The sequence below is a fragment of the Bacillus tequilensis genome, assembly GCF_012225885.1.
Classification (GTDB): Bacteria; Bacillota; Bacilli; order Bacillales; family Bacillaceae; genus Bacillus; species Bacillus tequilensis.
Window position 1 is genome coordinate 1,184,451 of sequence record NZ_CP048852.1, and the last position, 21,388, is coordinate 1,205,838.

The 21,388-nt window shown below is 38.9% G+C and carries 24 protein-coding genes, 1 tRNA gene, 4 pseudogenes and 1 riboswitch; of the genes and pseudogenes, 10 read left to right on the forward strand and 19 right to left on the reverse strand.

Going from position 1 to position 21,388, the window contains the following annotated elements:
• Positions 1 to 18 precede the first annotated feature (18 nt).
• Positions 19 to 741 (reverse strand): esterase family protein, encoded by a 723-nt coding sequence (locus G4P54_RS06265; protein WP_024714151.1) that lies wholly within the window; start codon positions 739 to 741, stop codon positions 19 to 21.
• 167 nt (positions 742 to 908) lie between these two features.
• Positions 909 to 1,030, forward strand: a riboswitch (SAM riboswitch).
• 67 nt (positions 1,031 to 1,097) lie between these two features.
• Between G4P54_RS06265 and metI the strand changes: the two genes are divergently transcribed.
• Together metI and metC are read left to right on the forward strand one after the other, a co-directional pair.
• Positions 1,098 to 2,219: a cystathionine gamma-synthase/O-acetylhomoserine thiolyase gene (metI, locus tag G4P54_RS06270; RefSeq protein ID WP_167873836.1), complete on the forward strand. Its 1,122-nt coding sequence runs from the start codon at positions 1,098 to 1,100 to the stop codon at positions 2,217 to 2,219.
• Positions 2,212 to 3,384, forward strand: a complete 1,173-nt coding sequence (gene metC / locus G4P54_RS06275; RefSeq protein WP_167872117.1) for a cystathionine beta-lyase — start codon at positions 2,212 to 2,214, stop codon at positions 3,382 to 3,384. Before metI ends, metC begins: the two co-directional genes overlap by 8 nt.
• A gap of 29 nt (positions 3,385 to 3,413) precedes the next feature.
• Here the strand turns inward: metC and G4P54_RS06280 are convergent, their stop codons facing one another.
• Complete coding sequence (locus G4P54_RS06280) at positions 3,414 to 3,962, reverse strand: GNAT family N-acetyltransferase (protein ID WP_167872118.1); 549 nt, start codon at positions 3,960 to 3,962, stop codon at positions 3,414 to 3,416.
• A gap of 55 nt (positions 3,963 to 4,017) precedes the next feature.
• A complete protein-coding gene (locus tag G4P54_RS06285) occupies positions 4,018 to 5,208 on the reverse strand; it encodes a DUF819 family protein (RefSeq protein ID WP_167872119.1) in 1,191 nt (396 codons plus the stop codon).
• A 173-nt stretch (positions 5,209 to 5,381) separates the two neighbouring features.
• On the opposite strand from G4P54_RS06285, the gene G4P54_RS06290 reads away from it, so the two are divergent.
• Positions 5,382 to 5,454, forward strand: a tRNA-Val gene (locus G4P54_RS06290).
• Between the two features lie 129 nt (positions 5,455 to 5,583).
• On the opposite strand, the pseudogene G4P54_RS21535 reads toward G4P54_RS06290, so the two are convergent.
• The 4 genes and pseudogenes from G4P54_RS21535 to G4P54_RS06310 form a co-directional block, all read right to left on the reverse strand.
• A pseudogene (locus G4P54_RS21535) lies at positions 5,584 to 5,879 on the reverse strand (tyrosine-type recombinase/integrase); the annotation flags it as partial.
• 88 nt (positions 5,880 to 5,967) lie between these two features.
• On the reverse strand, positions 5,968 to 6,267 hold the full coding sequence (locus G4P54_RS06300; RefSeq protein ID WP_114168520.1) for a contact-dependent growth inhibition system immunity protein: 300 nt from the start codon (positions 6,265 to 6,267) through the stop codon (positions 5,968 to 5,970).
• A 53-nt stretch (positions 6,268 to 6,320) separates the two neighbouring features.
• Positions 6,321 to 6,629, reverse strand: coding sequence for a hypothetical protein (locus G4P54_RS06305; RefSeq protein ID WP_100740753.1), 309 nt, complete (start codon positions 6,627 to 6,629; stop codon positions 6,321 to 6,323).
• 20 nt (positions 6,630 to 6,649) lie between these two features.
• Positions 6,650 to 8,521, reverse strand: coding sequence for a T7SS effector LXG polymorphic toxin (locus G4P54_RS06310; RefSeq protein WP_167872120.1), 1,872 nt, complete (start codon positions 8,519 to 8,521; stop codon positions 6,650 to 6,652).
• Positions 8,522 to 9,129: 608 nt separating this feature from the next.
• On the opposite strand from G4P54_RS06310, the gene G4P54_RS06315 reads away from it, so the two are divergent.
• Positions 9,130 to 9,837, forward strand: a complete 708-nt coding sequence (locus tag G4P54_RS06315) for a RelA/SpoT-related domain-containing protein (protein WP_167872121.1) — start codon at positions 9,130 to 9,132, stop codon at positions 9,835 to 9,837.
• Between the two features lie 2 nt (positions 9,838 to 9,839).
• Positions 9,840 to 10,589 (forward strand): Panacea domain-containing protein, encoded by a 750-nt coding sequence (locus G4P54_RS06320; protein ID WP_167872122.1) that lies wholly within the window; start codon positions 9,840 to 9,842, stop codon positions 10,587 to 10,589.
• Between the two features lie 29 nt (positions 10,590 to 10,618).
• On the opposite strand, the pseudogene G4P54_RS21230 reads toward G4P54_RS06320, so the two are convergent.
• Positions 10,619 to 10,811, reverse strand: a pseudogene (locus tag G4P54_RS21230) (hypothetical protein).
• Between the two features lie 415 nt (positions 10,812 to 11,226).
• Positions 11,227 to 11,804 (reverse strand): annotated as a pseudogene (locus G4P54_RS21540) (site-specific integrase); the annotation flags it as partial.
• A gap of 57 nt (positions 11,805 to 11,861) precedes the next feature.
• Between G4P54_RS21540 and G4P54_RS21455 the strand changes: the two are divergent.
• The 3 genes from G4P54_RS21455 (at position 11,862) to G4P54_RS06330 (ending at position 13,600) form a co-directional block, all read left to right on the forward strand.
• Positions 11,862 to 11,996 carry a hypothetical protein gene (locus G4P54_RS21455; protein ID WP_255210045.1) on the forward strand — a complete coding sequence of 45 codons (135 nt, stop codon included), beginning with the start codon at positions 11,862 to 11,864 and terminating at the stop codon, positions 11,994 to 11,996.
• 417 nt (positions 11,997 to 12,413) lie between these two features.
• Positions 12,414 to 12,785: a YrdB family protein gene (locus G4P54_RS06325; RefSeq protein ID WP_167872123.1), complete on the forward strand. Its 372-nt coding sequence runs from the start codon at positions 12,414 to 12,416 to the stop codon at positions 12,783 to 12,785.
• A 248-nt stretch (positions 12,786 to 13,033) separates the two neighbouring features.
• The gene (locus tag G4P54_RS06330) at positions 13,034 to 13,600 is read left to right on the forward strand and encodes a cysteine hydrolase family protein (protein ID WP_167872124.1); all 567 of its coding nucleotides are present in this window, start codon (positions 13,034 to 13,036) and stop codon (positions 13,598 to 13,600) included.
• 170 nt (positions 13,601 to 13,770) lie between these two features.
• Here the strand turns inward: G4P54_RS06330 and G4P54_RS21625 are convergent.
• Positions 13,771 to 14,093 (reverse strand): annotated as a pseudogene (locus G4P54_RS21625) (contact-dependent growth inhibition system immunity protein).
• Between the two features lie 508 nt (positions 14,094 to 14,601).
• On the opposite strand from G4P54_RS21625, the gene G4P54_RS06340 reads away from it, so the two are divergent.
• Positions 14,602 to 15,699 (forward strand): L-dopachrome tautomerase-related protein, encoded by a 1,098-nt coding sequence (locus G4P54_RS06340; RefSeq protein ID WP_167872125.1) that lies wholly within the window; start codon positions 14,602 to 14,604, stop codon positions 15,697 to 15,699.
• Positions 15,700 to 15,847: 148 nt separating this feature from the next.
• Here G4P54_RS06340 and G4P54_RS06345 read toward each other — a convergent pair whose 3' ends face one another.
• The 8 genes from G4P54_RS06345 to G4P54_RS06375 all read right to left on the reverse strand — a co-directional run bounded on the left by G4P54_RS06345 (position 15,848) and on the right by G4P54_RS06375 (position 20,095).
• Positions 15,848 to 16,147, reverse strand: coding sequence for a spore coat protein (locus tag G4P54_RS06345; RefSeq protein ID WP_024716442.1), 300 nt, complete (start codon positions 16,145 to 16,147; stop codon positions 15,848 to 15,850).
• A gap of 18 nt (positions 16,148 to 16,165) precedes the next feature.
• Positions 16,166 to 16,360 (reverse strand): hypothetical protein, encoded by a 195-nt coding sequence (locus tag G4P54_RS06350; RefSeq protein WP_024716441.1) that lies wholly within the window; start codon positions 16,358 to 16,360, stop codon positions 16,166 to 16,168.
• A gap of 17 nt (positions 16,361 to 16,377) precedes the next feature.
• Complete coding sequence (locus G4P54_RS06355; RefSeq protein ID WP_167872126.1) at positions 16,378 to 17,514, reverse strand: zinc-dependent alcohol dehydrogenase; 1,137 nt, start codon at positions 17,512 to 17,514, stop codon at positions 16,378 to 16,380.
• Between the two features lie 18 nt (positions 17,515 to 17,532).
• Entirely contained in the window at positions 17,533 to 17,901 is a 369-nt protein-coding gene (locus tag G4P54_RS06360) for a spore coat protein (protein WP_167872127.1), read from the reverse strand.
• 16 nt (positions 17,902 to 17,917) lie between these two features.
• Complete coding sequence (locus G4P54_RS06365) at positions 17,918 to 18,163, reverse strand: spore gernimation protein GerQ (RefSeq protein ID WP_167872128.1); 246 nt, start codon at positions 18,161 to 18,163, stop codon at positions 17,918 to 17,920.
• 436 nt (positions 18,164 to 18,599) lie between these two features.
• Positions 18,600 to 18,773: a hypothetical protein gene (locus G4P54_RS06370; protein ID WP_167871450.1), complete on the reverse strand. Its 174-nt coding sequence runs from the start codon at positions 18,771 to 18,773 to the stop codon at positions 18,600 to 18,602.
• 49 nt (positions 18,774 to 18,822) lie between these two features.
• Positions 18,823 to 18,945: a hypothetical protein gene (locus G4P54_RS21460; RefSeq protein ID WP_255210057.1), complete on the reverse strand. Its 123-nt coding sequence runs from the start codon at positions 18,943 to 18,945 to the stop codon at positions 18,823 to 18,825.
• Entirely contained in the window at positions 18,932 to 20,095 is a 1,164-nt protein-coding gene (locus tag G4P54_RS06375) for a response regulator aspartate phosphatase (protein ID WP_167872129.1), read from the reverse strand. The genes G4P54_RS21460 and G4P54_RS06375 overlap by 14 nt, the downstream gene beginning before the upstream one ends.
• Before the next feature lie 217 nt (positions 20,096 to 20,312).
• Between G4P54_RS06375 and G4P54_RS06380 the strand changes: the two genes are divergently transcribed.
• Positions 20,313 to 20,615, forward strand: a complete 303-nt coding sequence (locus tag G4P54_RS06380; protein WP_024716435.1) for a putative quinol monooxygenase — start codon at positions 20,313 to 20,315, stop codon at positions 20,613 to 20,615.
• A 217-nt stretch (positions 20,616 to 20,832) separates the two neighbouring features.
• Here G4P54_RS06380 and G4P54_RS06385 read toward each other — a convergent pair whose 3' ends face one another.
• Complete coding sequence (locus tag G4P54_RS06385; protein WP_167872130.1) at positions 20,833 to 21,231, reverse strand: hypothetical protein; 399 nt, start codon at positions 21,229 to 21,231, stop codon at positions 20,833 to 20,835.
• Between the last annotated feature and the right edge of the window lie 157 nt (positions 21,232 to 21,388).

Here is a 21,388-nt window from a genome sequence, read left to right on the forward strand (position 1 = left end):
ATAAAGTATGATAGAGTATCAAAGCATTTTTTTCAGCGCCGGCGTGATGAGCGGCTGCCAGTATGTCCATTTGTGATCTCCGTCAAATGGTTCAAAATCATAATCGGAAAGCTTCTGCTCAAGCAGCTGTTTCAGCTTCTGATTCGGTTCTGTGAAGTCGAGAATGTTTCCGTCTGTCGTGTGGACTTCAGTTTCTTTTGTTCCGATTTGGTGATAGATAGAGAGGTGTTTGATGTCGTTTGACTGTTTCACAGCTTCCAATACATGTTTGTCAACATAGGGAGACTGCATGATGATGTTTCCGAACATATTCGGATAATCAAGCGCTGTCATAAGTGACACGGTCGCTCCGAGCGAGTCTCCGATCAGCGTTCGACCGTAGCCGACCTGATACGTTGGATACTCGTCATCCGCAAACGGAACGAGCTCATGGGCGATGAACCGTTTATACGCCGAAAATTTTGAGCCTTCCGGATGGTAGGTGTTTCTGCGCTCTTTTACATCTTTATATGGAACGCCGATAATAATGCTCCGGTCTATTTCCCGTTTAGACAGCAGTTCCTCGACCTGTCTGCCGATTCTCCCCAGCCTGAAATAATCGTGGCCGTCCTGCGCGATAATGACATGGTATTTATAAAGAGGGGAGTAGTTGGATGGCAGGTAAACGAGCAAGGTCATTTCCTCGTTAAGCTCTTTTGAAAAGAATTTCTTTTCTTGCACTGTGCCGTTTTTCGGTGCCATAATACATTCCTCCAGGACATGACTAGACTTTCTTGCTGTTTTCCATTATTGTACCATGAATTATTAGAAATTTCCCTCTTTAAACGGTTCGGAACTCGAAGAAAAAAGTGTTGAAATAAACTGCAAATTGCGCTAATATAAAACAATCAGAAAATTGAAATCGATATTTCTTATCGTGAGAGGTGGAGGGACTGGCCCTTAGAAACCTCAGCAACCGGCTTGTTTTGCATATGTGCAAAGCGCCAAGGTGCTAAATCCAGCAAGCGTTTTTATGCTTGGAAGATAAGAAGAAGCGTTAAACCCCTTCTTCTTATGAAGAAGGGGTTTTTATTATGAAAAGGGAAGGTGTCAGCTATATGTCACAGCATGTTGAAACGAAATTAGCCCAAATCGGGAACAGAAGCGACGAAGTCACGGGGACAGTGAGTGCTCCTATTTATTTATCAACAGCATACCGCCACAGAGGAGTCGGGGAATCGACCGGTTTTGATTATGTCCGCACGAAAAACCCGACACGCCAGCTTGTCGAGGACGCGATCGCCAGCTTAGAAAACGGAGCGAGAGGGCTTGCCTTCAGTTCGGGAATGGCGGCCATCCAAACCATTATGGCGCTGTTTAAAAGCGGTGATGAACTGATCGTTTCATCTGACTTATATGGCGGCACGTACCGTTTGTTTGAAAATGAATGGAAAAAATACGGATTGACGTTTCATTATGATGATTTCAGCGATGAGGACTGTTTACGCTCTAAGATTACGCCGAATACAAAAGCGGTATTTGTGGAAACACCGACAAATCCGCTCATGCAGGAGGCGGATATTGAACATATTGCCAGGATGACGAAAGAGCACGGTCTTCTGCTGATCGTTGATAATACATTTTATACACCGGTCTTGCAGCAGCCGCTTGAGCTGGGAGCTGACATTGTGATTCACAGCGCAACCAAGTATTTAGGCGGGCATAACGACCTGCTTGCGGGACTTGTCGTTGTAAAGGATGAAAAACTTGGAGAGGAAATGTTTCAGCATCAAAATGCAATCGGCGCTGTCCTGCCGCCATTTGATTCATGGCTTTTGATGAGAGGAATGAAGACGCTCAGTCTCAGAATGCGCCAGCATCAGGCCAACGCGCAATCACTTGCGGTGTTTTTAGAAGATCAGGAAGAAATTGCCGATGTGCTGTATCCGGGCAAAGGCGGCATGCTGTCCTTCCGTCTGCAAAAAGAAGAGTGGGTCAACCCGTTTTTAAAAGCACTGAAGACCATTTGTTTTGCTGAAAGCCTCGGCGGGGTGGAGAGCTTTATTACATACCCTGCCACACAGACACACATGGATATACCTGAAGAGATCCGGATCGCAAATGGGGTCTGCGATCGATTGCTGCGCTTTTCTGTCGGAATTGAACATGCTGAAGATTTAAAAGAGGACTTAAAACAGGCGTTACATCAGGTCAAAGAGGGAGCTGTTTCATTTGAGTAAACATAATTGGACGCTGGAAACCCAGCTCGTGCATAATCCATTTAAAACAGACGGCGCAACAGGAGCGGTCAGTGTACCGATTCAGCACGCTTCGACCTTTCATCAATCTTCATTTGAAGAGTTTGGCGCATATGATTACAGCCGCTCAGGCACGCCGACAAGAACAGCTCTCGAAGACACAATTGCCGCATTGGAAGGCGGGACGAGAGGCTTTGCTTTCAGTTCAGGCATGGCTGCGATCTCAACTGCATTTTTACTTCTGTCACAGGGCGATCACGTTCTTGTGACAGAAGATGTGTACGGCGGAACTTTCCGCATGGTGACAGAGGTGCTGACCCGATTTGGTATTGAGCATACGTTTGTTGACATGACGGATACAAACGAAGTAGCGCGAAATATCAAGCCGAACACAAAAGTCATTTATATGGAGACACCGTCAAATCCCACACTTGGCATCACTGATATAAAAGCGGTTGTCCAGCTTGCAAAAGAAAACGGCTGTCTGACCTTTCTGGACAATACATTCATGACACCTGCACTGCAGCGGCCGCTTGATCTCGGCGTGGATATTGTGCTTCACAGCGCAACAAAATTCTTAAGCGGCCACAGCGATGTGCTGTCAGGTCTGGCTGCTGTCAAAGATGAAGAGCTTGGGAAGCAGCTGTATAAGCTGCAAAACTCGTTTGGCGCCGTCCTTGGCGTGCAAGATTGCTGGCTCGTGCTGCGCGGATTAAAAACATTGCAGGTCCGTTTAGAAAAAGCGAGCCAAACAGCGCAGCGGCTTGCGGAGTTTTTCCAGAAGCACCCGGCGGTGAAGCGCGTGTATTATCCGGGCCTGTCTGATCATCCCGGCGCTGAAACCCATAAAAGCCAGTCAACGGGAGCGGGCGCCGTGCTATCTTTTGAGCTTGAAAGCAAAGAGGCCGTTAAGAAGTTAGTCGAGAATGTGTCACTTCCAGTCTTCGCTGTCAGCCTTGGCGCCGTGGAATCGATTTTGTCCTATCCGGCAACGATGTCTCACGCGGCAATGCCTAAGGAAGAGCGTGAAAAACGCGGTATCACTGATGGCCTGCTCCGTCTTAGCGTCGGAGTCGAGCATGCAGACGATTTAGAACACGATTTCGAACAAGCGCTGAAAGAAATTGCGCCAGTGGCAGTTCGTTAAAAAAGAAGCCGGGGTTGGCCCGGCTTCTTTTATTGTTGTTCATCATCAGGATTCAGAATCGCGAGGACTTGATGATCCTCCCAAACGCCATTAATTTTTACATTTTTTCGGGCGATGCCTTCTTTGTGAAATCCCGCTTTTTCTAATACACGCATGGACCCAAGATTACGGGGCATCACACCGGCTTCAATCCGATGCAGTTTCAATTCGTGGAACGCATAATCAACAACCAGCCTGACCGCCTCTGTCATAAGGCCCTTTCCATTGTGGGCTTTGTCTAAAAAATACCCAATGAACGCAGTTTGCAGCGCCCCGCGGATGATTTGAAAGAGCGAAACCGTCCCGATTAATGTATCGTCTGACACTGTGAAAATGCCAAAATGATATTCTTCATCGTTCTCAAGTCTTTCCTGATACTCGGTTATTCGTTTTCTTTGCCCCTCAACCGTATAGTAATCGTCTGCGCGTATCATAGAAAACTGTTCGAAAAAATTCCGATTCTCGCTTTGCAGCCGCAAATTTTCTTCGGCATTTTCCACTTGCAAAGGCCTTACATAAATAGTTTTTCCTTTTAACATACAGTAATCTCTCCATTCTTCTTACATCATTCTATTGAAAGTGCAAATATCCTTTTTATAAGAAGGAAGAAAACCAATTTCCCATAAAGGTGCCGACATAGTTCCCAATTAAGTAGCCGAGCGTACCGACAAGCATGATCGGGGCGACAAGCTCCCTCCATCCCTTGGCAATTGCCATCGCAGCCGCAGTTGTCGGTCCCCCGACAGTAGCGTTGACGGCGAGCAGAATTTCTTCAAGCCGCACGCGGAACAATTTTCCGGCAGCTAAGGAAACCGCTAAATTGCTGATCGCAATGATAAACACGAATAATAGAATAAGAGGCGCATTAGTGAAGATTAAACGCAGATCTGCAGGAATGCCGATTACCACAAAAAACAAATAAATCAAAAAGGTTCCAAGTTCCTGAGATCCATTGAGCCTTTCAAAAAAACGCGGGAAAAGAAAAATGATAAGAACAGTTAAAGATGTAAGCACCAGGTACTGATCGCCAAGCGTACCGGTCAGCAGGGGATGAGAAAAAACGCTTTTAAAATAACCGGAAACCTTCACACTAACCGCAACAAGCGCAAAAGCAGCACCGGCATTAAAAGCGATATCCTTTAAGGAAATATCCTTCCGTTTCCAATAGCTTTCAGCACTGTTTCCGCTGTTTCCATCGGCTTTTACCTTCTCTTCAAACGGCATGGCATAATGGCGCTGAAACCATTTAAGTGCAGGAATGCCGATTAACATAAAAAACAAAAGCGCCATCATAAAATTATCCGCCACAACGGTAGCTGACACATATTGACCAGGCGTCTCAAACTTTGCCGCCATCGCGGCAAAGTTGACCCCGCCGCCGATATAAGAAGCGCTGATCATCCCGCCGATTTTATCTAAATAAGGAATATGCTGTTTGAGCAGAAAAAAAGCGAGGATGCTGCCAAGCACTGTTCCAACGGAGCTAATCAAAAAAATAAACAGCAAACGCCTGCTTTCTTTAAAAATCTGCCGCACATTGATCTGAAACAGCAAAAGGGGAATCGCCAGCGGCACCACATAGGTCCATACGGTATCATATACAGGCGACTCAACAGGAAGCACTCCTACGTTTGTAAACACCATAGCACCTGCAAGCGCGATAATCGCGCCCGACACAGCGGACGCCCACTTAAAGCGCTGCTCCAGCCCGATGCTCACTGCCGCCCACACCGCAATAAACCCCCACAATACCCAAACATCATCGGAAGAAATCAAAGAATGCAAAACCCCATCACCTCTATTGTTTGAAAATTAAGATATATTATAATAGCCAGGGAAATGAACAGCAAGTCCGAAGAAAAGTTTTTCTGAAAAAGCAGTTGACGAATAGAAGGGGTGGTTATATAATAGAACTTGTCAGAAAGACAACAACATACCCAGCAACACATACATATCATGATTCCGTAGCTCAGCTGGGAGAGCGCTACCTTGACAGGGTAGAGGTCGCTGGTTCGAGCCCAGTCGGAATCATAGCTTAAACCCTTGCGCAGCAAGGGTTTTTTACTTTGCTTATTTATTGATTTTGTCATCATTCATCGAGTTGGGGACGAATTGGGGACGAAATTATTTTTTGAGTTGATTTTGAAGGGGAATTCGAAATCAGCTCTGTTTTTGTGCTAGGTTTCTAGGATCGAACTGGTTAAAGTGTTTTACTGTGCTATTTTCGAGTTTCTCGGTAACATGGCCATAAATATCACTAGTTGTTCGAGCACTGGCATGTCCAGCATAGCACTGAGACTTTCGCCAGCTTCCATAAGGAGAGCCACCATAGTATGCCGCAAGTCATGAAGACGAACATCTTTTAGGCCGTACTTCTTTTTTATTTTAGTCCATTTTGCGGTAGGGGTTGTATAGTAGTAAGGTTTTCCTTTACCACTGTGAAATAAATCCTGATGGCATTTATGGACCGAAAACGAAAGCAAAAATTAAAGGGCTTTTGAAGTAATAAAAGGTCCCTTGAATTTTCAAGGGACCTTTTATGGATTATAAAGTTTCAATATTCTTTTCTATTTTTTGAATAACTTGTTCGAGCCATACTAATGGAGATACTCCGTAACTACGAATGTCCACTCCGTCAGCAGCTTCATCGATAAAATCATTCTTTTCTTCATCCGAATAATCACTGTTAATAAAATCTTTTAATGCTGCTATATCAGTTTCTTGCTCTTCTTTTGGAATCTCTTCTAAGTATTCGTCCAGTGCTGATTCTGGAGAATCAATATCCTGATGAAAATACCCGCCAAGGAATCCAAATACAGAATCAGAAACTTCGATTTCTATCATTACTTATCACCACCAAGAAATGTTAACTTCAAATCTGAGAAATGGTGCGTATCTTATTCTATATAACTCTCTGCTATATCAATATCGTTTGTCATTTCTAAGTCAGGGTACTTTTCATCTAATTTTCTTAAGCAATTAATAAGTTCTTTACTTTGCAAACTTTCAGCTAAATCTTCAAATACCTCACTGATCCAATATAAATCTTCTTTATTACAATTTTCTAGATAGTTAATTGTATTTTCTTCATTTTCTGAGAGCACTTCAATTATTTCATCCCAACTTTTTTGAATTCCATAGTCATCATTAAGATTAAGTTTTTTTCTTTTAATTAATATAGCTTCCATTTTTTTCTCTAGATTCATATTGATCCTCCATACTTTGTCTATGGTTGTTTAGTTGCATCGGGGAAAATGGTTCCTATTTCTCCATTTGTTTTAATAACTCCAACCCTAACACCTTTATACTCTCCGAATATAGTCACACCATTTTCTGCATTAGCGAATTCGGGTAATTCAGCAATCTTTGCACCGGCTGCTGCAATATCAGACTCTGTCCAACTTTCGGGAAACCAAGATTGATTGGAGCCTGATCTTTTTGCTTTCACCTTGTGTCCGGGAACATTACCTACTCTAACACCATTTTCATATACTTTATTTATGTTATAGTCTATATTATTTTTTTCAAGAAATTCAATGTTACTTTGTCCATGTCCTCCACCTTTCATTTTTGAAATATCACCTGTTTTCGGGTTTTTAGTAAAATCACCTATGTCTGAGTGCTTAATGCTACTATCAGGAATATTACTCTTAAGACTGCCAGTTTCTCTATGATTCCCACCGTTTGGTTTTTCTGACTTGAAGAGTACACTGCTTTTTTCATTTTCCGCAATACTTTTTAATAACGGAGTATTTTTAACGTTAATAGTATTCCCGACGTCTTGTAGAATCCCTTCTAATGCTGGAGTATATCGATTAACATAAGGTTTGACAGATGGTTTGCCATTCTTAATCTTTTCACTAGCTGCTTTTCCAACTTTAGCAAGATCTTTCGAGCCCGTTGAGACAGAGGACTTTCCACCTTTCAATAACAGAAGACTTCCGCCCAAATAAGTAACATAGTGCAGCCGTGTGTATGCATCCCCGTGTATCATTTTTGTATCCCAATTATCCTTCAATGTGTCAACCATACTTTGAAAGGCAGCTTGATAGTCGTATTCCAAAACGGTATCCAGCACTTTTTGAGGATCTTTGTTAAGATTATCAATTGTCCAACCGATATTCCATCCGAATTGAATGGCTCCTTCACCGGTATCCTTGGCAAGATCGTATAAACCAACAATCGCACCTTTGGCGCCATCACCTATGATTTGCAACACTTCTTTTCCGTTATCCATGAAAGCTTTACGCTGTTCAAGAAATGAAACAAATTCAAGCTGTTCAGGGGTAAGGTTCTCATATCCGACCTTCTTGGCAATTTCTAAGTATTCATCCGGATCCGTTACTCCGTCAGCTAGCTTCTTCTTTAAATCTTTTATTTCTCGTTCTTTCGCTTCATCTTTCTTGATCTTCAAATAAGCTTCAGTTTGTTTCTCAATATCGCCTTTTTTCTTATGTATGTCACTTTCACGGTACGCCTTGGCGTTGTAGTGAATGGGCGTAGCATTTTTGCCTTTGCCTGTGGATTCCTCCAGCTTTTGAAAGTCCTTCTTGATGAATTGCTCGTTTGGCTCGGACTGGGCATATTCAGAAACAAGTGCTTCGTCAACGCTGCCTACTTTATTGACTGTTTTTTTGCGTTTGTTCTCCGCATCGGCGAGTTCGTCTTTAAAGGTTTCTGTCGAGAACAAATCAAGCGGAAGAATATCGTCGATATCATGTAAGATATCTTTCATCGCTTTCTTTTGTTCAGACATTATGGATTTTGATTTTGTGTAGGCGTTGGCCAGCTCGTGTTCTAAGAAGGATTCTTCTATATATGCATCAGACAAGCTGGCGTCCTCTAAAGTGCCTGAAATGCTTGTCAAGAAAGCAATTTTCATATCAATTAGATCAATCCAATTGTCAGCCACACCTGCGTGGTCTTGATAAAATGCTTTAATGTTGTCGGCACCTTTTCCAGAAAACTCACTGTCATCTAAATCAGCTACGGCTTTAAAGGCCTTTTTTAGATTGACCATCTGACTTCTTAATTCCTTGTATTCCTTTGCGCGTTTATCTGCTTCGGCAAGCAACGTCTTTGCTTCAAGTACTTTCATGTTCATATCCTTTCATTGGGATTCCTAACCAAGATATTACCATGGAAGAAAGAAGAAAAAGACCAATAAGTATTTCGAAAGAGGAAAATGATTAATTAGGTCTGAGTCTTTATTCTCATTCGTGTGTTGTTAAGCAATTGAGAAGAGAGGTTAAAAGGATAGGCAGGTAGCTGCCTGGTTAAAAAAAGTGGGGACAGTTGCACTGTTTGTGCTTGGACATGTACAAGCCCTTAAAAAAGAATTAGAAGCCGGCCGGAAGAAGTGCCGGCCGTATGATGAATGAGCCCTTTTCGAAATGAGGAGGGTTTTTTGTCATACTTTTTCGCTTATTTAAAAAGGGGGTTCAATGATTTGATGAATTAAAGACTGGCATAAGGTTTAATGTATTTAAGTTTAGGTAATAGAATTTTTAAAAATTGGTTCCAAATCATTGTAGATGGAAACAAGAAAGAGTAAAATGAAAGGGAATCAAACGGAATCAAACGGAATCAAACGGAATCAAAGGGAATAAAACAGAATAAAACAGAATCAAAGGGAATAAAACGGAATCAAAAGGAATTAGATGAATTAAACACCAATCCGATAATTCTAAATTGGGGAAGAGTAAAGTGATTAATTGTACATGTGAAATGGAATCATTCTGTGATACCTTTTATGAATTAATTATTGATATCAATAATGCGCATAAAGAAATTTCAACTGAATTTCATCTAGAAAAGAAAGATGATCTAATAAATTTAAAAAGAAAACAAATTAATCATGTTACTCATATTAATGAGGAGAATACTTTTTCAGTCGATAGTTTATTCTTGCAGTTAATTTCCAATTACAGGGAGGAACTACTTCTTTACAGTGCATATACTGATTTGGAGAATAAATACAAAGAATTAATTCTAAGGTTAAGGACGAAAGAAACTACTTCGATTGTTAACAAACTTAAGTATTATCTTGTTGGCAAAAAGGAAGAGGGGAAAATCCCGATAAATAAATGTTTAAATGATTTATTAGGATTTAGAATACACCCAACGTTTTTTGATCATAATAAGAACTGTTTTCAAAAAACATGTCAACAACTAAAACAGATTTATAATAATCGAATTGATTTCATGGATTCTTCGAAAGGCAATTATAAAGCCTTTCATATTTATTTATACGGCGAGGAATGGAAATACTTCCCTTGGGAAATACAAATCTGGTGTTTAAAAGATCGAACACAAAATGATTTGTCACATAAAGATCACAAACAAGAACATAAAAAGTGGGCTGAAATTTACAAAAATTCAACGGAAATTGAACTGGAAATGGAAGGTGTTTAGTTATGGCTTTTCATTTTATTGCAATCGTAAGTGATTTCTCTGGTGGAAGAAGATACGGTTGGCATTATTCGAGTGAAGACCAGCTTGATAAAGAATATATCAAGTTATTTATAACTAGGATAAAAAAAGAATGTGGACATGTGCAATTCGGAATTCATAAGTTAACAACAGACGATATTTCTTGGGATTCGGTAGTACAAATGGACTCTTTCTTTGATGATGTTATAATTACAAATCGAATTGATGATTTTATAGAAGTTGTGTCAAACGATCAACAACTTTCTGCTTATGATGTTGCTAAATTCGTACTTGCCATTTATCCTGTATCACATTTGAAATTACAAAAATTACTTTACTATATTTACTCTGAATTCTTACTTAGAACTGGATCAAAGTTATTTAAAGATCCAATCGTTGCCTTTAAATATGGTCCTGTGGTCGAAGACATATTTCATAGATATAGAATACACGGAAGCTCTCAAATTGATTACAAAGAAGACGAAACGTTTTTACTCAGAACTCAAGAGGTTGCATACACGCCCTCTCTAATAAAAATCTGGACTTCTGAGTATGGAACAGCTGCTTTGCAATGCATAAAAGATACTCTGTTGAAGTATGGTGAATTAGATGCTTTTCATTTAGTTGACAAGACTCATCAGGAAGGTGGACCATGGGCTAGAGCCTACAAGCCTGGCCAAAATTGTGAGATTACAGATGATCTGATTATTCAATATCATCAATATGCAACTTAAAAAACTCTCTATATTAGAGAGTTTTTTTATTAATTGAAAGCCCAACGTTTTTTCTGCTTATCCCACTTCAATTCACCCTTCATCATTAAGCCTCGCACAGCAGCACGGATCGTCTGATCATCTTTGCCGGTTTTCCTTTTCAATTGTTCCAGGGAGGGATTTTTCCCGAAGCGGCTCATGTTAAAAAATAATCCGATACACTTTCCGTTCAAAATCGGTCATTTTGATTTCATCTCCTTGAATAAATTATATGCGAACATAAGTTCTTTTATCAATGGAGAAAATATTGGCAAGGCTGTGGATTCAATCTCTGGTTTTAAGTGGAAAATTGTTGGCGAGTTGTTGTCCAAACCTGCCAACAATCATTATTTTTAATCAGAAAAGATCAGATCTTAAATTTGCAATCCCTTGATGGATAAGTATTTGTCAGGAATAAAAATAACAGCTCAGAAGGTAATCACTACCTTGACAGGGTAGAGGTCGCTGGTTCGAGCCCAGTCGGAATCATAGCTTAAACCCTTGCGCAGCAAGGGTTTTTTACTTTGCTTATTTATTGATTTTGTCATCATTCATCGAGTTGGGGACGAATTTGGGACGAAATTATTTTTTTGAATTGATTTTGAAGGGGAATTCAAAATCAACTCTGTTTTTGTGCTAGGCTTCTAGGATCGAACTGGTTAAAGTGTTTTACTGTGCTATTTTCGAGTTTCTCGGTAACGTGGCCTTAAATATCACTAGTTGTTCGAGCACTGGCAAGTCCAGCTCTTCTTTGAATAGCACTGAGATTTTCGCCAGCTTCCATAAGGAGAGGCACCATAGTATGCAGCAAGTCATGAAGACGAACATCTTTTAGGCCGTACTTCTTTTTTATTTTAGTCCATTTTGCGGTACGGGTTGTATAGTAGTAAGGTTACATATTGATGTTCTCCGCCTTCCTAGGTATCACCGAGCATAAGTTTTTCTTTCTTCCATATGCGATAATATTTAGCCAACTCATCCGTATAAAAATCAGGCATTTTAACGAATCGTTGAGAACTTTTTAACTTTGGACTTTTAACGTGAGGCTCTCCGTTAATTGTTTTTAGAAATTGATCTATTTACGTATATTCCACCTTTGTCCCAATCTACATCCAAGTGCCATTCGCAAGCAAGAGCTTCTCCTCTACGAAGCCCGCCGATTAGAGCTGCAAGATAATATAAACGCCATTTAATATTATGAAAAGTACCCGAACAATATATACCTGTTCTTGAGTGAGAGCAGATGATTTAAAAATGATCGGTGATGAAACAATCATTGCAAAGCGTGATAAAACAAATGGCTGGCTTCTCGGGGTGATTGCGGTGGTTTTATTCTTTGATATTGCGGTTCTGCCGGATGACAGCATGAAAAGAAAAGTATTGAATTAGGGACTGACCCCCGTTTTTGAGACAGGGATCAAAACACCTTTTAAACGGCCAATTGCTGATAGTTTATCGGTGTTAAAACAGCAGCAGTATTACGTACATGTTAATACCCTCTGACGAAATATGGATTTATTCAACAGTTTCGTTCGACAAATTCTGCAAATTGTAGACAAATTCCTGTCTATTTGGATAATTATCTAGATAGGAGGGGGAAATTTGTCATATTTCATAATACTCATAGTCATAGCATTAATTGGAGCATTAGTAACAGTAACAGTCGGTATTATATCTTCAAAAGTGGAGACGATCTCTCCAAAAACTCCAAGAGAATCAAAAGGGGAAGAACAAAAAAGCTTCTATACAATGAAATAAAGTAGAGAAAGAGCATCTTCTGCGGGAGGGCTTTTTAATATAGAGGAGTTGGAAAAACTGAACCAAACTAATTTACTTTTAAGATTCGCCCTTGAAATTGCTGCACTAATCTCCATAGGGGTGTTTGTTTGTACCCATTTTAATGGTTTTTTTAAATATGTTCTAACTTTTGTATTACCGATTGTAGTTATGATTATCTGGACTGTATTTGCAGTACCTAATGATCCTAGTCGAAATGGACAAACTGTAATAGCTGTAAACGGGATAACAAGATTAGTTATTGAATTAATGATCTTTGGAATAGCTGTTGCAGCGCTTTATTTTAGTGATTTAAAAACAGTTAGTCTCAGCTTTCTATGTCTTATAATACTCCACTATATATTTTCAGCTGAGCGTATCAAATGGCTTCTAAATCAATAGTCTTTAATTTAGCACTCCTTTTAGAGTGCTTTTTTATATTCTCTGTAAACTGCTTCTGGTAAGTCTCAGAATAGACAACTGGCGGTTAACGGCTTGAGCACGGTGGTGGTTTTAGAGGGAATATATTCGAACGTTTTCCCAGTATGGAGGATGTTATTTGAAATTTATCATTGAGCCCAGTGTACAAAAGTAAAATCAGTATTTAAAATGTAGTAATAAATAACAAATTCAACTTAGGAGGTTCTCTTGTGGGAGAAAAGAAAAAAGCTTTAATAATTGTGGATGTACAAAAAGCCTTCGATGATAAAAAATGGGGGGAACGAAATAACCTAGAGGCGGAAGAAAACATTAGAAAGATACTACAATTGTGGAGAGAAAAAGGTTGGACGGTAATATACATACAACACACTTCTGATAAACCTCAATCTGTATTTCATCCAAAGAATGAGGGGGTTGCTATAAAGGAGATAGTTAAACCTATGGATGAAGAAGTAATTATAACCAAGAAAGTAAATAGTAGTTTTATTGGTACTAATTTAGAAGATTTCTTAAAATTAAATGGAATAACAACTGTAGTAATAACTGGTTTAACTACGCCTCACTGTGTATCAACAACTACAAGAATGAGTGGCAATTTAGGATTTGATACATACCTGATTTCTGATGCAACGGCAGCCTTTGGTATGAAGGATCAGAATAATACATATTATGATGCAAATACTATCCATAATGTATCTATAGCCACATTGCACGATGAGTTTGCCACAATATTAACAACAGAACAATTAATAACTGATTTTATAAAAGCTCACTGAATAAAATTATGACACAATATCGGCAGGCGCTTTTTAATTGAATCACTAATATAACTATTAAGTACAAACGCCTAACTCACTTTAGTGAAAGGCGTTTTTTATTCCAAAACAACACGAATCAGAAGGGAGCGAAAATGCAAAACTAATCAAAGCAGGTAAAGAAGATCGATTTATTGAAAGTAACAACTAAAATACACACGCGACAAAATGAGCCCCTTAAAAGGGGCTCGTTTTTTGGAATATTCAAAAATAACTATTGGCGATTGTAAATAGGTGTTGTACAAGGGAGCTACATCGATAAAATCATTCTTTTCTTTATCCGAATAATCGCTGTTTATAAATATTCTTTAAGTGCTGCTATATCATGTTCTTGCTCTTTTTTTGGTATCTCCTCTAAGTATTCACGAAGTGATGACTCTGGTGAATCAATATCCTGATGGAAATATCCGCCAAGGAATCTAAACACAGGATCAGAAACTTCGATTTCAATCATTACTTATCACCACCAAGAAATGTTAACTTCAAATCTGAGAAATGGTATGTATCCTATTCTATATAACTTTCTGCTCTATCAATGTCGTTTGTCATTTCTAAGTCAGGGTACTTTTCATCTCATTTTCTTAAACCATTAATAAGTTCTTTACTTTGCAAACTTTCCTTTGCGCGAAAATTTCTTTAGCACTTCGCCCACTATTCCGAAAGTAGCTCGGATGCTTTATCGGCAAGATTATGCTCATATGTAGCTGATTGACAAACGCCTGCAAAACTTCTCCGGTTATATCTGTAATTTTAAAGTGTCCTAAATATGAGAATATTGTACTTGGTCTGCGTTAATTCAGGAATATTCTTGCTCCTGCTAAGTGAATTCGTCTTCATCTGGAGACCTTTAACTTATCAATTCATTCGTCTTTTCGTATAGAAAACTTACTAAGAACCATGCACTAGAAAAAAATCACATCATATATAGGTTATATCCCGTTTGAATGCTTGAGGAGGATCTTATGAAACCTATGTTGCCTAGTGAAAAATATTTCAGTGATTTTGAACTAGTTTATGCATTTTATGGGGCTATGCCTACAGGTGTTACTGTTTCAGAAACCGGTCGTATTTTCATTTGCTTTCCGAAGTGGGGAGACGATGTTAAATTTACGGTGGGGGAAATTGTTGGGGATAAATTGAAGCCGTACCCTAATTTACAAACCAATTTGGTTAATCCCGAGAATCTCACAATGACTTTCATCAGTGTTCAAAGTGTCGTTGCCGATGGAAGGGGAACGCTTTGGGTATTAGATACAGCGGCACCCAATTTTTCTGAACCTATTAAAGGGGGGGCAAAATTAGTCGCTGTTGATTTAGAAACCAATACAATAAGAAAAGTATACACTTTTACAGAAGATGCTGTCCTGCCTACAACTTATCTGAATGATGTCCGTTTTGATTTTCGAGTTGGAAAAGCAGGTTACGCCTATATAACGGATTCTTCTTCAAGAGGACCTGGAGCTATTATCGTCGTAGATTTATCAAATGGAAACGCGTTTAGGCGGTTAAATGGGGCAAATTCAACTTCGCCCGATCCCTATTTTTTACCGAAAATAGAAGGTCAAATTTTAATGAATCGAAACAAAGATGGCTCAACTTCTCCATTTAGATTGGCTTCTGATAGTCTTGCGATTTCTCCTGATGGAAAGATATTATATTTTGCTCCGCTAAGCAGTCGTCACTTGTTCTCTATCTCGACAGAAGCCCTGAGAGACAGAACGATACCGGACATGGATTTACCTTATCATGTGGAGTATTGGGGAGAAAAAGGTGCGTCTGATGGAATAATAACCGATGCAAAGGGAATTGTTTATACTGGAGATTATGAAAACAACAGTATTCGTAAAATATTTCCAAATGGTATGATAGGAACTATTGCACATGATCCGAGAATTTTGTGGCCGGATACTTTTTCAATTGGACCGGATCAATATTTGTATGTCATTGTCAACCAATTACATCGGCAGCCTAGATTTCATTATGGAAAAGACCTGCGACAGAAACCTTATAGTTTACTTCGTATGAAAATCGGTGAATTTCCGGCCCCGACCTTTTCATAATAAAAATAGTCAATTCATTGTCATATAGTGTAAAACAAACACGAGTAAGCAAGAAGTATTCATTTTATTTGCTTCTACGAAATAATCTCAAAATGATTTACTAGGAACAGTTTAATGTGGTGATTGTTAAACTGTTCCTAGGGATTTTTTATAATGTCGGTAAGTTCAATGCTGTATTAATATTATTTAAATCCAAACTGATTTGTTGGTTTGTATCCCAAGCATGGTACCATCCTTTTTCTCCCATATACGCGGATATTTGTTCATGCATATCAAGAGCTTCCACTAAATGGCGAGTAAGCATTTCTTTAATTTCCGGTGTTCCTGATTCCGTAACTGCCATGGCATAATTTCTAATGCCGCTTTTAGCTGAAATGAGTAGATCCATTGCAACCACTTGATCCGATAGTGCGTCCATACCAGTTAAAGTTTCAATGATTGGATTCATGTTCATTCATCTCCTAGTTTATTGCTTTGCGTTAGAAAGGATAGAAGCATATTCTTGTAACTGTTTCGTGGATACATTAATGTCTTGCTGCATAATATCTTTTAAAAGCTGATCTGTAACTAACGCTCTCATCGTTTTGGATTTCGTTAAACAAGTGGTCTTAAATGCAGCCATCTCATGGACCTCAAGCACTTCATGTAAGGCGTAGTTCATTTTTTATACCTCCTTCCTCAAGGTTTCAACACGACTTTTATACAATCATCCATTTTTGTGTCAAAAATCTCATAGCCGCGCTTTGCTTCACTAAGTGGAAGTACATGACTTACGACATCTCCTGGATCAATTTTTCCGGTCGAAACTAATTCAAACATATATGGCATATAATGAATCACGGGTGCTTGTCCAGAGCGGATATTGACGTTTCGCTGCATAATATCTCCAAAAGGGAAACCATTGTATCTGCCGCCGTAAACGCCAGTAACTTGAATTGTCCCGCCTTTACGCACAGCTTGTGAAGCTATGATAAAAGCACTTAATGCTCCACCTTGAAGTTTCATCCCGCTCGCGAGGAATTCCATATCAGTCATTTTACCGTCCATACCAACAGCGTCGATGACAACATCTGCGCCACCTTTAGTGATTTCCTTAAGATAACTTCCTACATTCTCATGGTCCTCAAAGTTAACAATTTCTACTTTGTTAGTGCGCTTGGCGTGCTGCAGGCGATAATTGACATAATCAACGGCAATGACTCGCTTTGCTCCCTTTAACCAACAGAATTTTTGAGCAAAAAGACCAACCGGGCCACAGCCAAGAACAATAACTGTATCTCCATCCTTTACGCCTGCATTGTCAACACTCCAAAAACCAGTCGTCATCGCATCCGCAATAACAGCTAACTTTTCATCAGGTTCTTCACAAGTCTCTGGAATTTTGAAATGAGTAAAGTTGGCAAAGGGCACTCTTAGATATTCGGCTTGCCCGCCTGGATAGCCACCAGTCGTACCAGAATATCCGAAATAGGCACCCATATCCCCATTATCATTCGAATTATCACATTGGCTTTCCAGAGAGTTTTTACAATAAATGCATTCACCGCATGCTATATTAAAGGGGATAATGACTCGGTCTCCCTTTTTTACCTTAGTCACACCTGGACCGACTTCTTCGACGATTCCCATTGGTTCATGACCAATAACGTAGTTTTCTTGCAGGTTAGGAATCATGCCGTGAATTAAATGTAAATCAGACCCGCATATAGCGGTACTCGTTACTTTAATAATCATGTCATCTGGTTTTTCAATTTTTGGGTCTGGAACTTCTTTGACTACAACATTTTTAATACCTTGATACGTAACTGCCTTCATGATATATAGCCTCCAGTGTTAGTGTTCATCAGGTGTCCGGTCAAACATACCTTTTCTATTGGTCTCAACTGGGAATAGATTCATTTTTCCAATCATCACTGTATTGTTGGCAGAGAGTTGGTCTAGTTTATACTGTTCACTTAGTTCGGTTGGATGGAACCATTTTTTACTAATCATTAGTTCTGTAATTTCTTGGTGCATGGCAATACCTTGCATTAACTGTTTTCGTAAGAGGGTTCTAACATCAGGTGATGCAGACTCCGTTAATGCGACAGCAATATTGCGCACACCTTCTTTGGCACGAAGAAGTAAATCCATCGCAAATGTGGTATCTGCTAGTTCTGGCACGTGTAGCGCGTTTATAGGGTCTAAATAGTCCTGGTTCAATGAATTTGCCTCCTTTTTAATTTATGATTGGTGTTGGACGGTTTTGAGGAACTGGAGCTTCAAAAGGTGCGCGTTGATAAACTGCTTGTAATTCTCCAAGCGCTTGCATGGACTGTTCAACATCTTTTTGCATTAATGCTCTCAAATCTTGATCAAATACGAGCCCTTGCATTAGTTTTGATTTCGCTAAGCAAAGGGTTTTGAAATTAATAACCTCATGTAAATCCAACGATTCATGATCAGCTAATTTTTGATTACCCATTTCTAATTAACCTCCTTATTTTCATCAATTGTATTGTTTCAGAAATAGAAGGAAAATATCCGTTAATATTTTTTTGGAATTGGTAAATTATCTTAAATGGTTGGAATATTCATTTATTGTGATGGCTGAGGATGATTGCTGCGGCGGTCTTTTTTTGTGATTATTGGAATCTTTACAGTAATCTTCATTTTGTATTATTTTTTATTGCCGTTTGTATTATGAATTTTTTGTTGTTGGAATGTTTTAGTGAAGGGTTGCAGGATGTTCAGGAGATGTAAAGCTGTATATGGATGCGGGGATGGTTCAATCAGAAGATACAGGAGAATCCTTCGCAGTTTAAGAAAAGACACCCTGAAAGGTGTCCTTTATTTCGTTTTAAAGCTATTCATAAAAGTTTCTCCGTTGTTTTCTGCACTGACAAATGAGCTTGGCACTTTCACTTATCCGCTGAGCTAACGCCTTTTGCGCCATCATTGATCGGGTCTTTTCCGAGATCGGTTCCTGCAAAGGATACGACAACATTTTCTGGATTATTTGATTTTACCCATTTGCCGTTTTTCTTTTCAGCTTGTATTAATACAACCGCGTCGCATGATTTAAATAAAAACAAAGGAAAAACCCCATTTTGGACTTTCCATATGGGGTTTTTCGTTATCATATTAAGTTGCTGCTCTATCTGCAACCTTATAAGTGGACTGCTCAGAAAGAGCGTATGAAGCGCCAGATACTCCAACAACGCCAAGCAAGAGCGCTAAACAAATTGCAATTTTACATTTTTTCATTTAAATGCTTCCCCCTTTGAATTTGTTTGCGTGCTTCAATTGCCATTTGATAAAAATCGACCGCGTCATGTCTGTCTTGTTTGTTGGTCAGAAAATCCGCAACAGCAACAGCATATTCTTCCATGTCACCATAAAGATTTTTCTCTTTGAAGAACTTGAACACTTCTCTAAGTGTTTGTAAGTCGAATGATAAATAAAGACCTTTAACCAGTTTTAATTTCTCGGTTACTTCCCGGTTGTTGTGTCGGGCAGCAACCTTCTGACCTTCCTGGTATAACTCTAATGCAGCCTTTAAATCATTCTTCTTTGCTTTGACATATGCAAGATTAAAAATTGCTTTGGATTCATAAATGTGCTTTCGGTTCTTATGAATGTCATAGGCGATTTGAAAATATTTCTCTGCATTGTCAAGTTCTTCAAGGTTATTATAACATAATCCCACGTTAAAATGAGCTGAACCAATTAAATGTTGCTTCCCGATTTTTATAGCATCATTTAAAGCTTTTTTGGCTGTTTCTAAAGCATCTTCATAACACATTTTATCTAGCCAGTTTCCAAAGATAACAAACTGACATTGGACCATTTCTTTGCCATATGTAAGGTTACCCTGAGCGTCTTTTTGCTCCTTGAATATAGAATATGCTCGTTGGGCATAATTCATTGAGAAATGAGTCTCTTTCATATAATAATAGACCTCTGACACTTTGAAATAGAACTCTGCTTTATCTGTATTGGCATTTTCATCTAATAAATCAAGATATTTTTCAGCTTCGCGATAATATGTTAGGGCAATAACTAAATCTCTTGTTCGGAAATGATACATACCGGTAAAAAAATGATAATAGAACTCTATTGTATTCGTGAGGGATTCAGGAGCCATATTCTCCTTTGTCTTTTTGAGATCAGAATAAACACCATCTATATTTTTAACAGAGTCAGGTTCGAGATACGACAGCATTATTTCGTGCCGTAACTTTAATAGCTGAAGATAGACTGCTGCTTTTTCATTTTTCTCCATCATGTCGAATTCTTTTTCCACTTTTTGTTTCATTTCTTTTGCTTTCTTAACTCGACCCTGCTTTATTACAACATACCAATGATTCATGTCTGTAGTTACATAATGATATGGGATTAAATCCGAAACAGACAATCAAATACCTCCTTTTCTTTACATATATTTAATATTATACCACCAAGGACACCCTCTAATAGAATATTTTTTTTGAAAAATCTTTCTATTTAAGGACGAAATAAGCATAAATTGTCTAAAGGCTCCCGATGTCGTTTAACGATATATAAATGACCTCTACAATTTTCAAGAAAATGTTATAATGAAAAGCTATAAATAAATGTAAGGGGGATTATCGATGCACTACATAACTGCATGTTTAAAAATCATCAGTGATAAAGACCTTAATGAGATAATGAAGGAATTCAAAAAACTTGAGGAAGAAACGAACAAGGAAGAAGGATGTATTACATTCCATGCCTATCCGCTTGAACCATCAGAACGCAAAATAATGCTTTGGGAGATTTGGGAAAACGAAGAAGCTGTTAAAATCCATTTTACGAAAAAGCACACGATAGATGTTCAAAAACAAGAATTAACGGAAGTAGAATGGTTAGTGAAAAGCAATGTGAATGATGAAAAGGACACCAAAATTGAATAGGTCCAAGACGGAAGGCTTATGGACACTAATCATTAGACAGAGAACTCTGTGCTTTAGGTTAGTGTCCATTTTTTTGTGAATGGGGGGACATGTGTTTAGGAACTTACGTGGGCAAATTTCCTGCGTCACTGCCTTCAAAGGGAAGAGGGGGCCAAAATCATAAGTCCAAAACGGGCAGGAAAAGAGCTTGTGTCAAAGCGTTCCTACCCGTTTATTATTACCTTTTCGCAATCAAATAAAGAGATAGGGCTCTTTGCGTTTGAACAGGATTATGGATCGTAATGACCCATTGATTTCTTCTCCTTGGAAAGCTTGCGATTGCATATAACGGAGCAGTATCACGCGGAGTAAAACCGCCATTTATCACGTTTATATTCCTTCCTTCGAGATAACAAACAAGGTATTCACCTGGATTGATGACCTGTTGGTTCGTCCATGCGTAAGAATAAAAGCCGTCTCCGATATCCTCAGAGGAAGATGGCGGGATAGAGCCATCTACATTCAATGTGATTTCTCTTCTTCGCTGTCTTTCTGAAAAGTCTTGATTTCTTTGAGTGGGGTTACGAGTATGTGAAAAGTAAGGAATTAACGCAGGCCCATAAAAATAATGATACAAAGTAACCACTCCTTAATTTTACATTCATACAAATTGTATGTTGATACATTTCGTTCATTCCTTTTTGTTTCTTGTTTTGGCTTTCTAGAGGTTCTTTTTTTAACATGCAGGTTAGTAGAATATGTCTGTTTTCGATGATAGTATTAATATATTGAAG

Coding starts and splice junctions, on each gene's coding strand:
- G4P54_RS06265 (WP_024714151.1), bottom strand. CDS start 741: ATGGCACCGAAAAACGGCACAGTGCAAGAAAAGAAATTCTTTTCAAAA.
- metI (WP_167873836.1), top strand. CDS start 1,098: ATGTCACAGCATGTTGAAACGAAATTAGCCCAAATCGGGAACAGAAGC.
- G4P54_RS06280 (WP_167872118.1), bottom strand. CDS start 3,962: ATGTTAAAAGGAAAAACTATTTATGTAAGGCCTTTGCAAGTGGAAAAT.
- G4P54_RS06300 (WP_114168520.1), bottom strand. CDS start 6,267: ATGATAGAAATCGAAGTTTCTGATTCTGTATTTGGATTCCTTGGCGGG.
- G4P54_RS06305 (WP_100740753.1), bottom strand. CDS start 6,629: ATGAATCTAGAGAAAAAAATGGAAGCTATATTAATTAAAAGAAAAAAA.
- G4P54_RS06310 (WP_167872120.1), bottom strand. CDS start 8,521: ATGAAAGTACTTGAAGCAAAGACGTTGCTTGCCGAAGCAGATAAACGC.
- G4P54_RS06320 (WP_167872122.1), top strand. CDS start 9,840: ATGGCTTTTCATTTTATTGCAATCGTAAGTGATTTCTCTGGTGGAAGA.
- G4P54_RS21455 (WP_255210045.1), top strand. CDS start 11,862: ATGATCGGTGATGAAACAATCATTGCAAAGCGTGATAAAACAAATGGC.
- G4P54_RS06340 (WP_167872125.1), top strand. CDS start 14,602: ATGAAACCTATGTTGCCTAGTGAAAAATATTTCAGTGATTTTGAACTA.
- G4P54_RS06345 (WP_024716442.1), bottom strand. CDS start 16,147: ATGAATCCAATCATTGAAACTTTAACTGGTATGGACGCACTATCGGAT.
- G4P54_RS06350 (WP_024716441.1), bottom strand. CDS start 16,360: ATGAACTACGCCTTACATGAAGTGCTTGAGGTCCATGAGATGGCTGCA.
- G4P54_RS06355 (WP_167872126.1), bottom strand. CDS start 17,514: ATGAAGGCAGTTACGTATCAAGGTATTAAAAATGTTGTAGTCAAAGAA.
- G4P54_RS06365 (WP_167872128.1), bottom strand. CDS start 18,163: ATGGGTAATCAAAAATTAGCTGATCATGAATCGTTGGATTTACATGAG.
- G4P54_RS21460 (WP_255210057.1), bottom strand. CDS start 18,945: ATGAAAAAATGTAAAATTGCAATTTGTTTAGCGCTCTTGCTTGGCGTT.
- G4P54_RS06380 (WP_024716435.1), top strand. CDS start 20,313: ATGCACTACATAACTGCATGTTTAAAAATCATCAGTGATAAAGACCTT.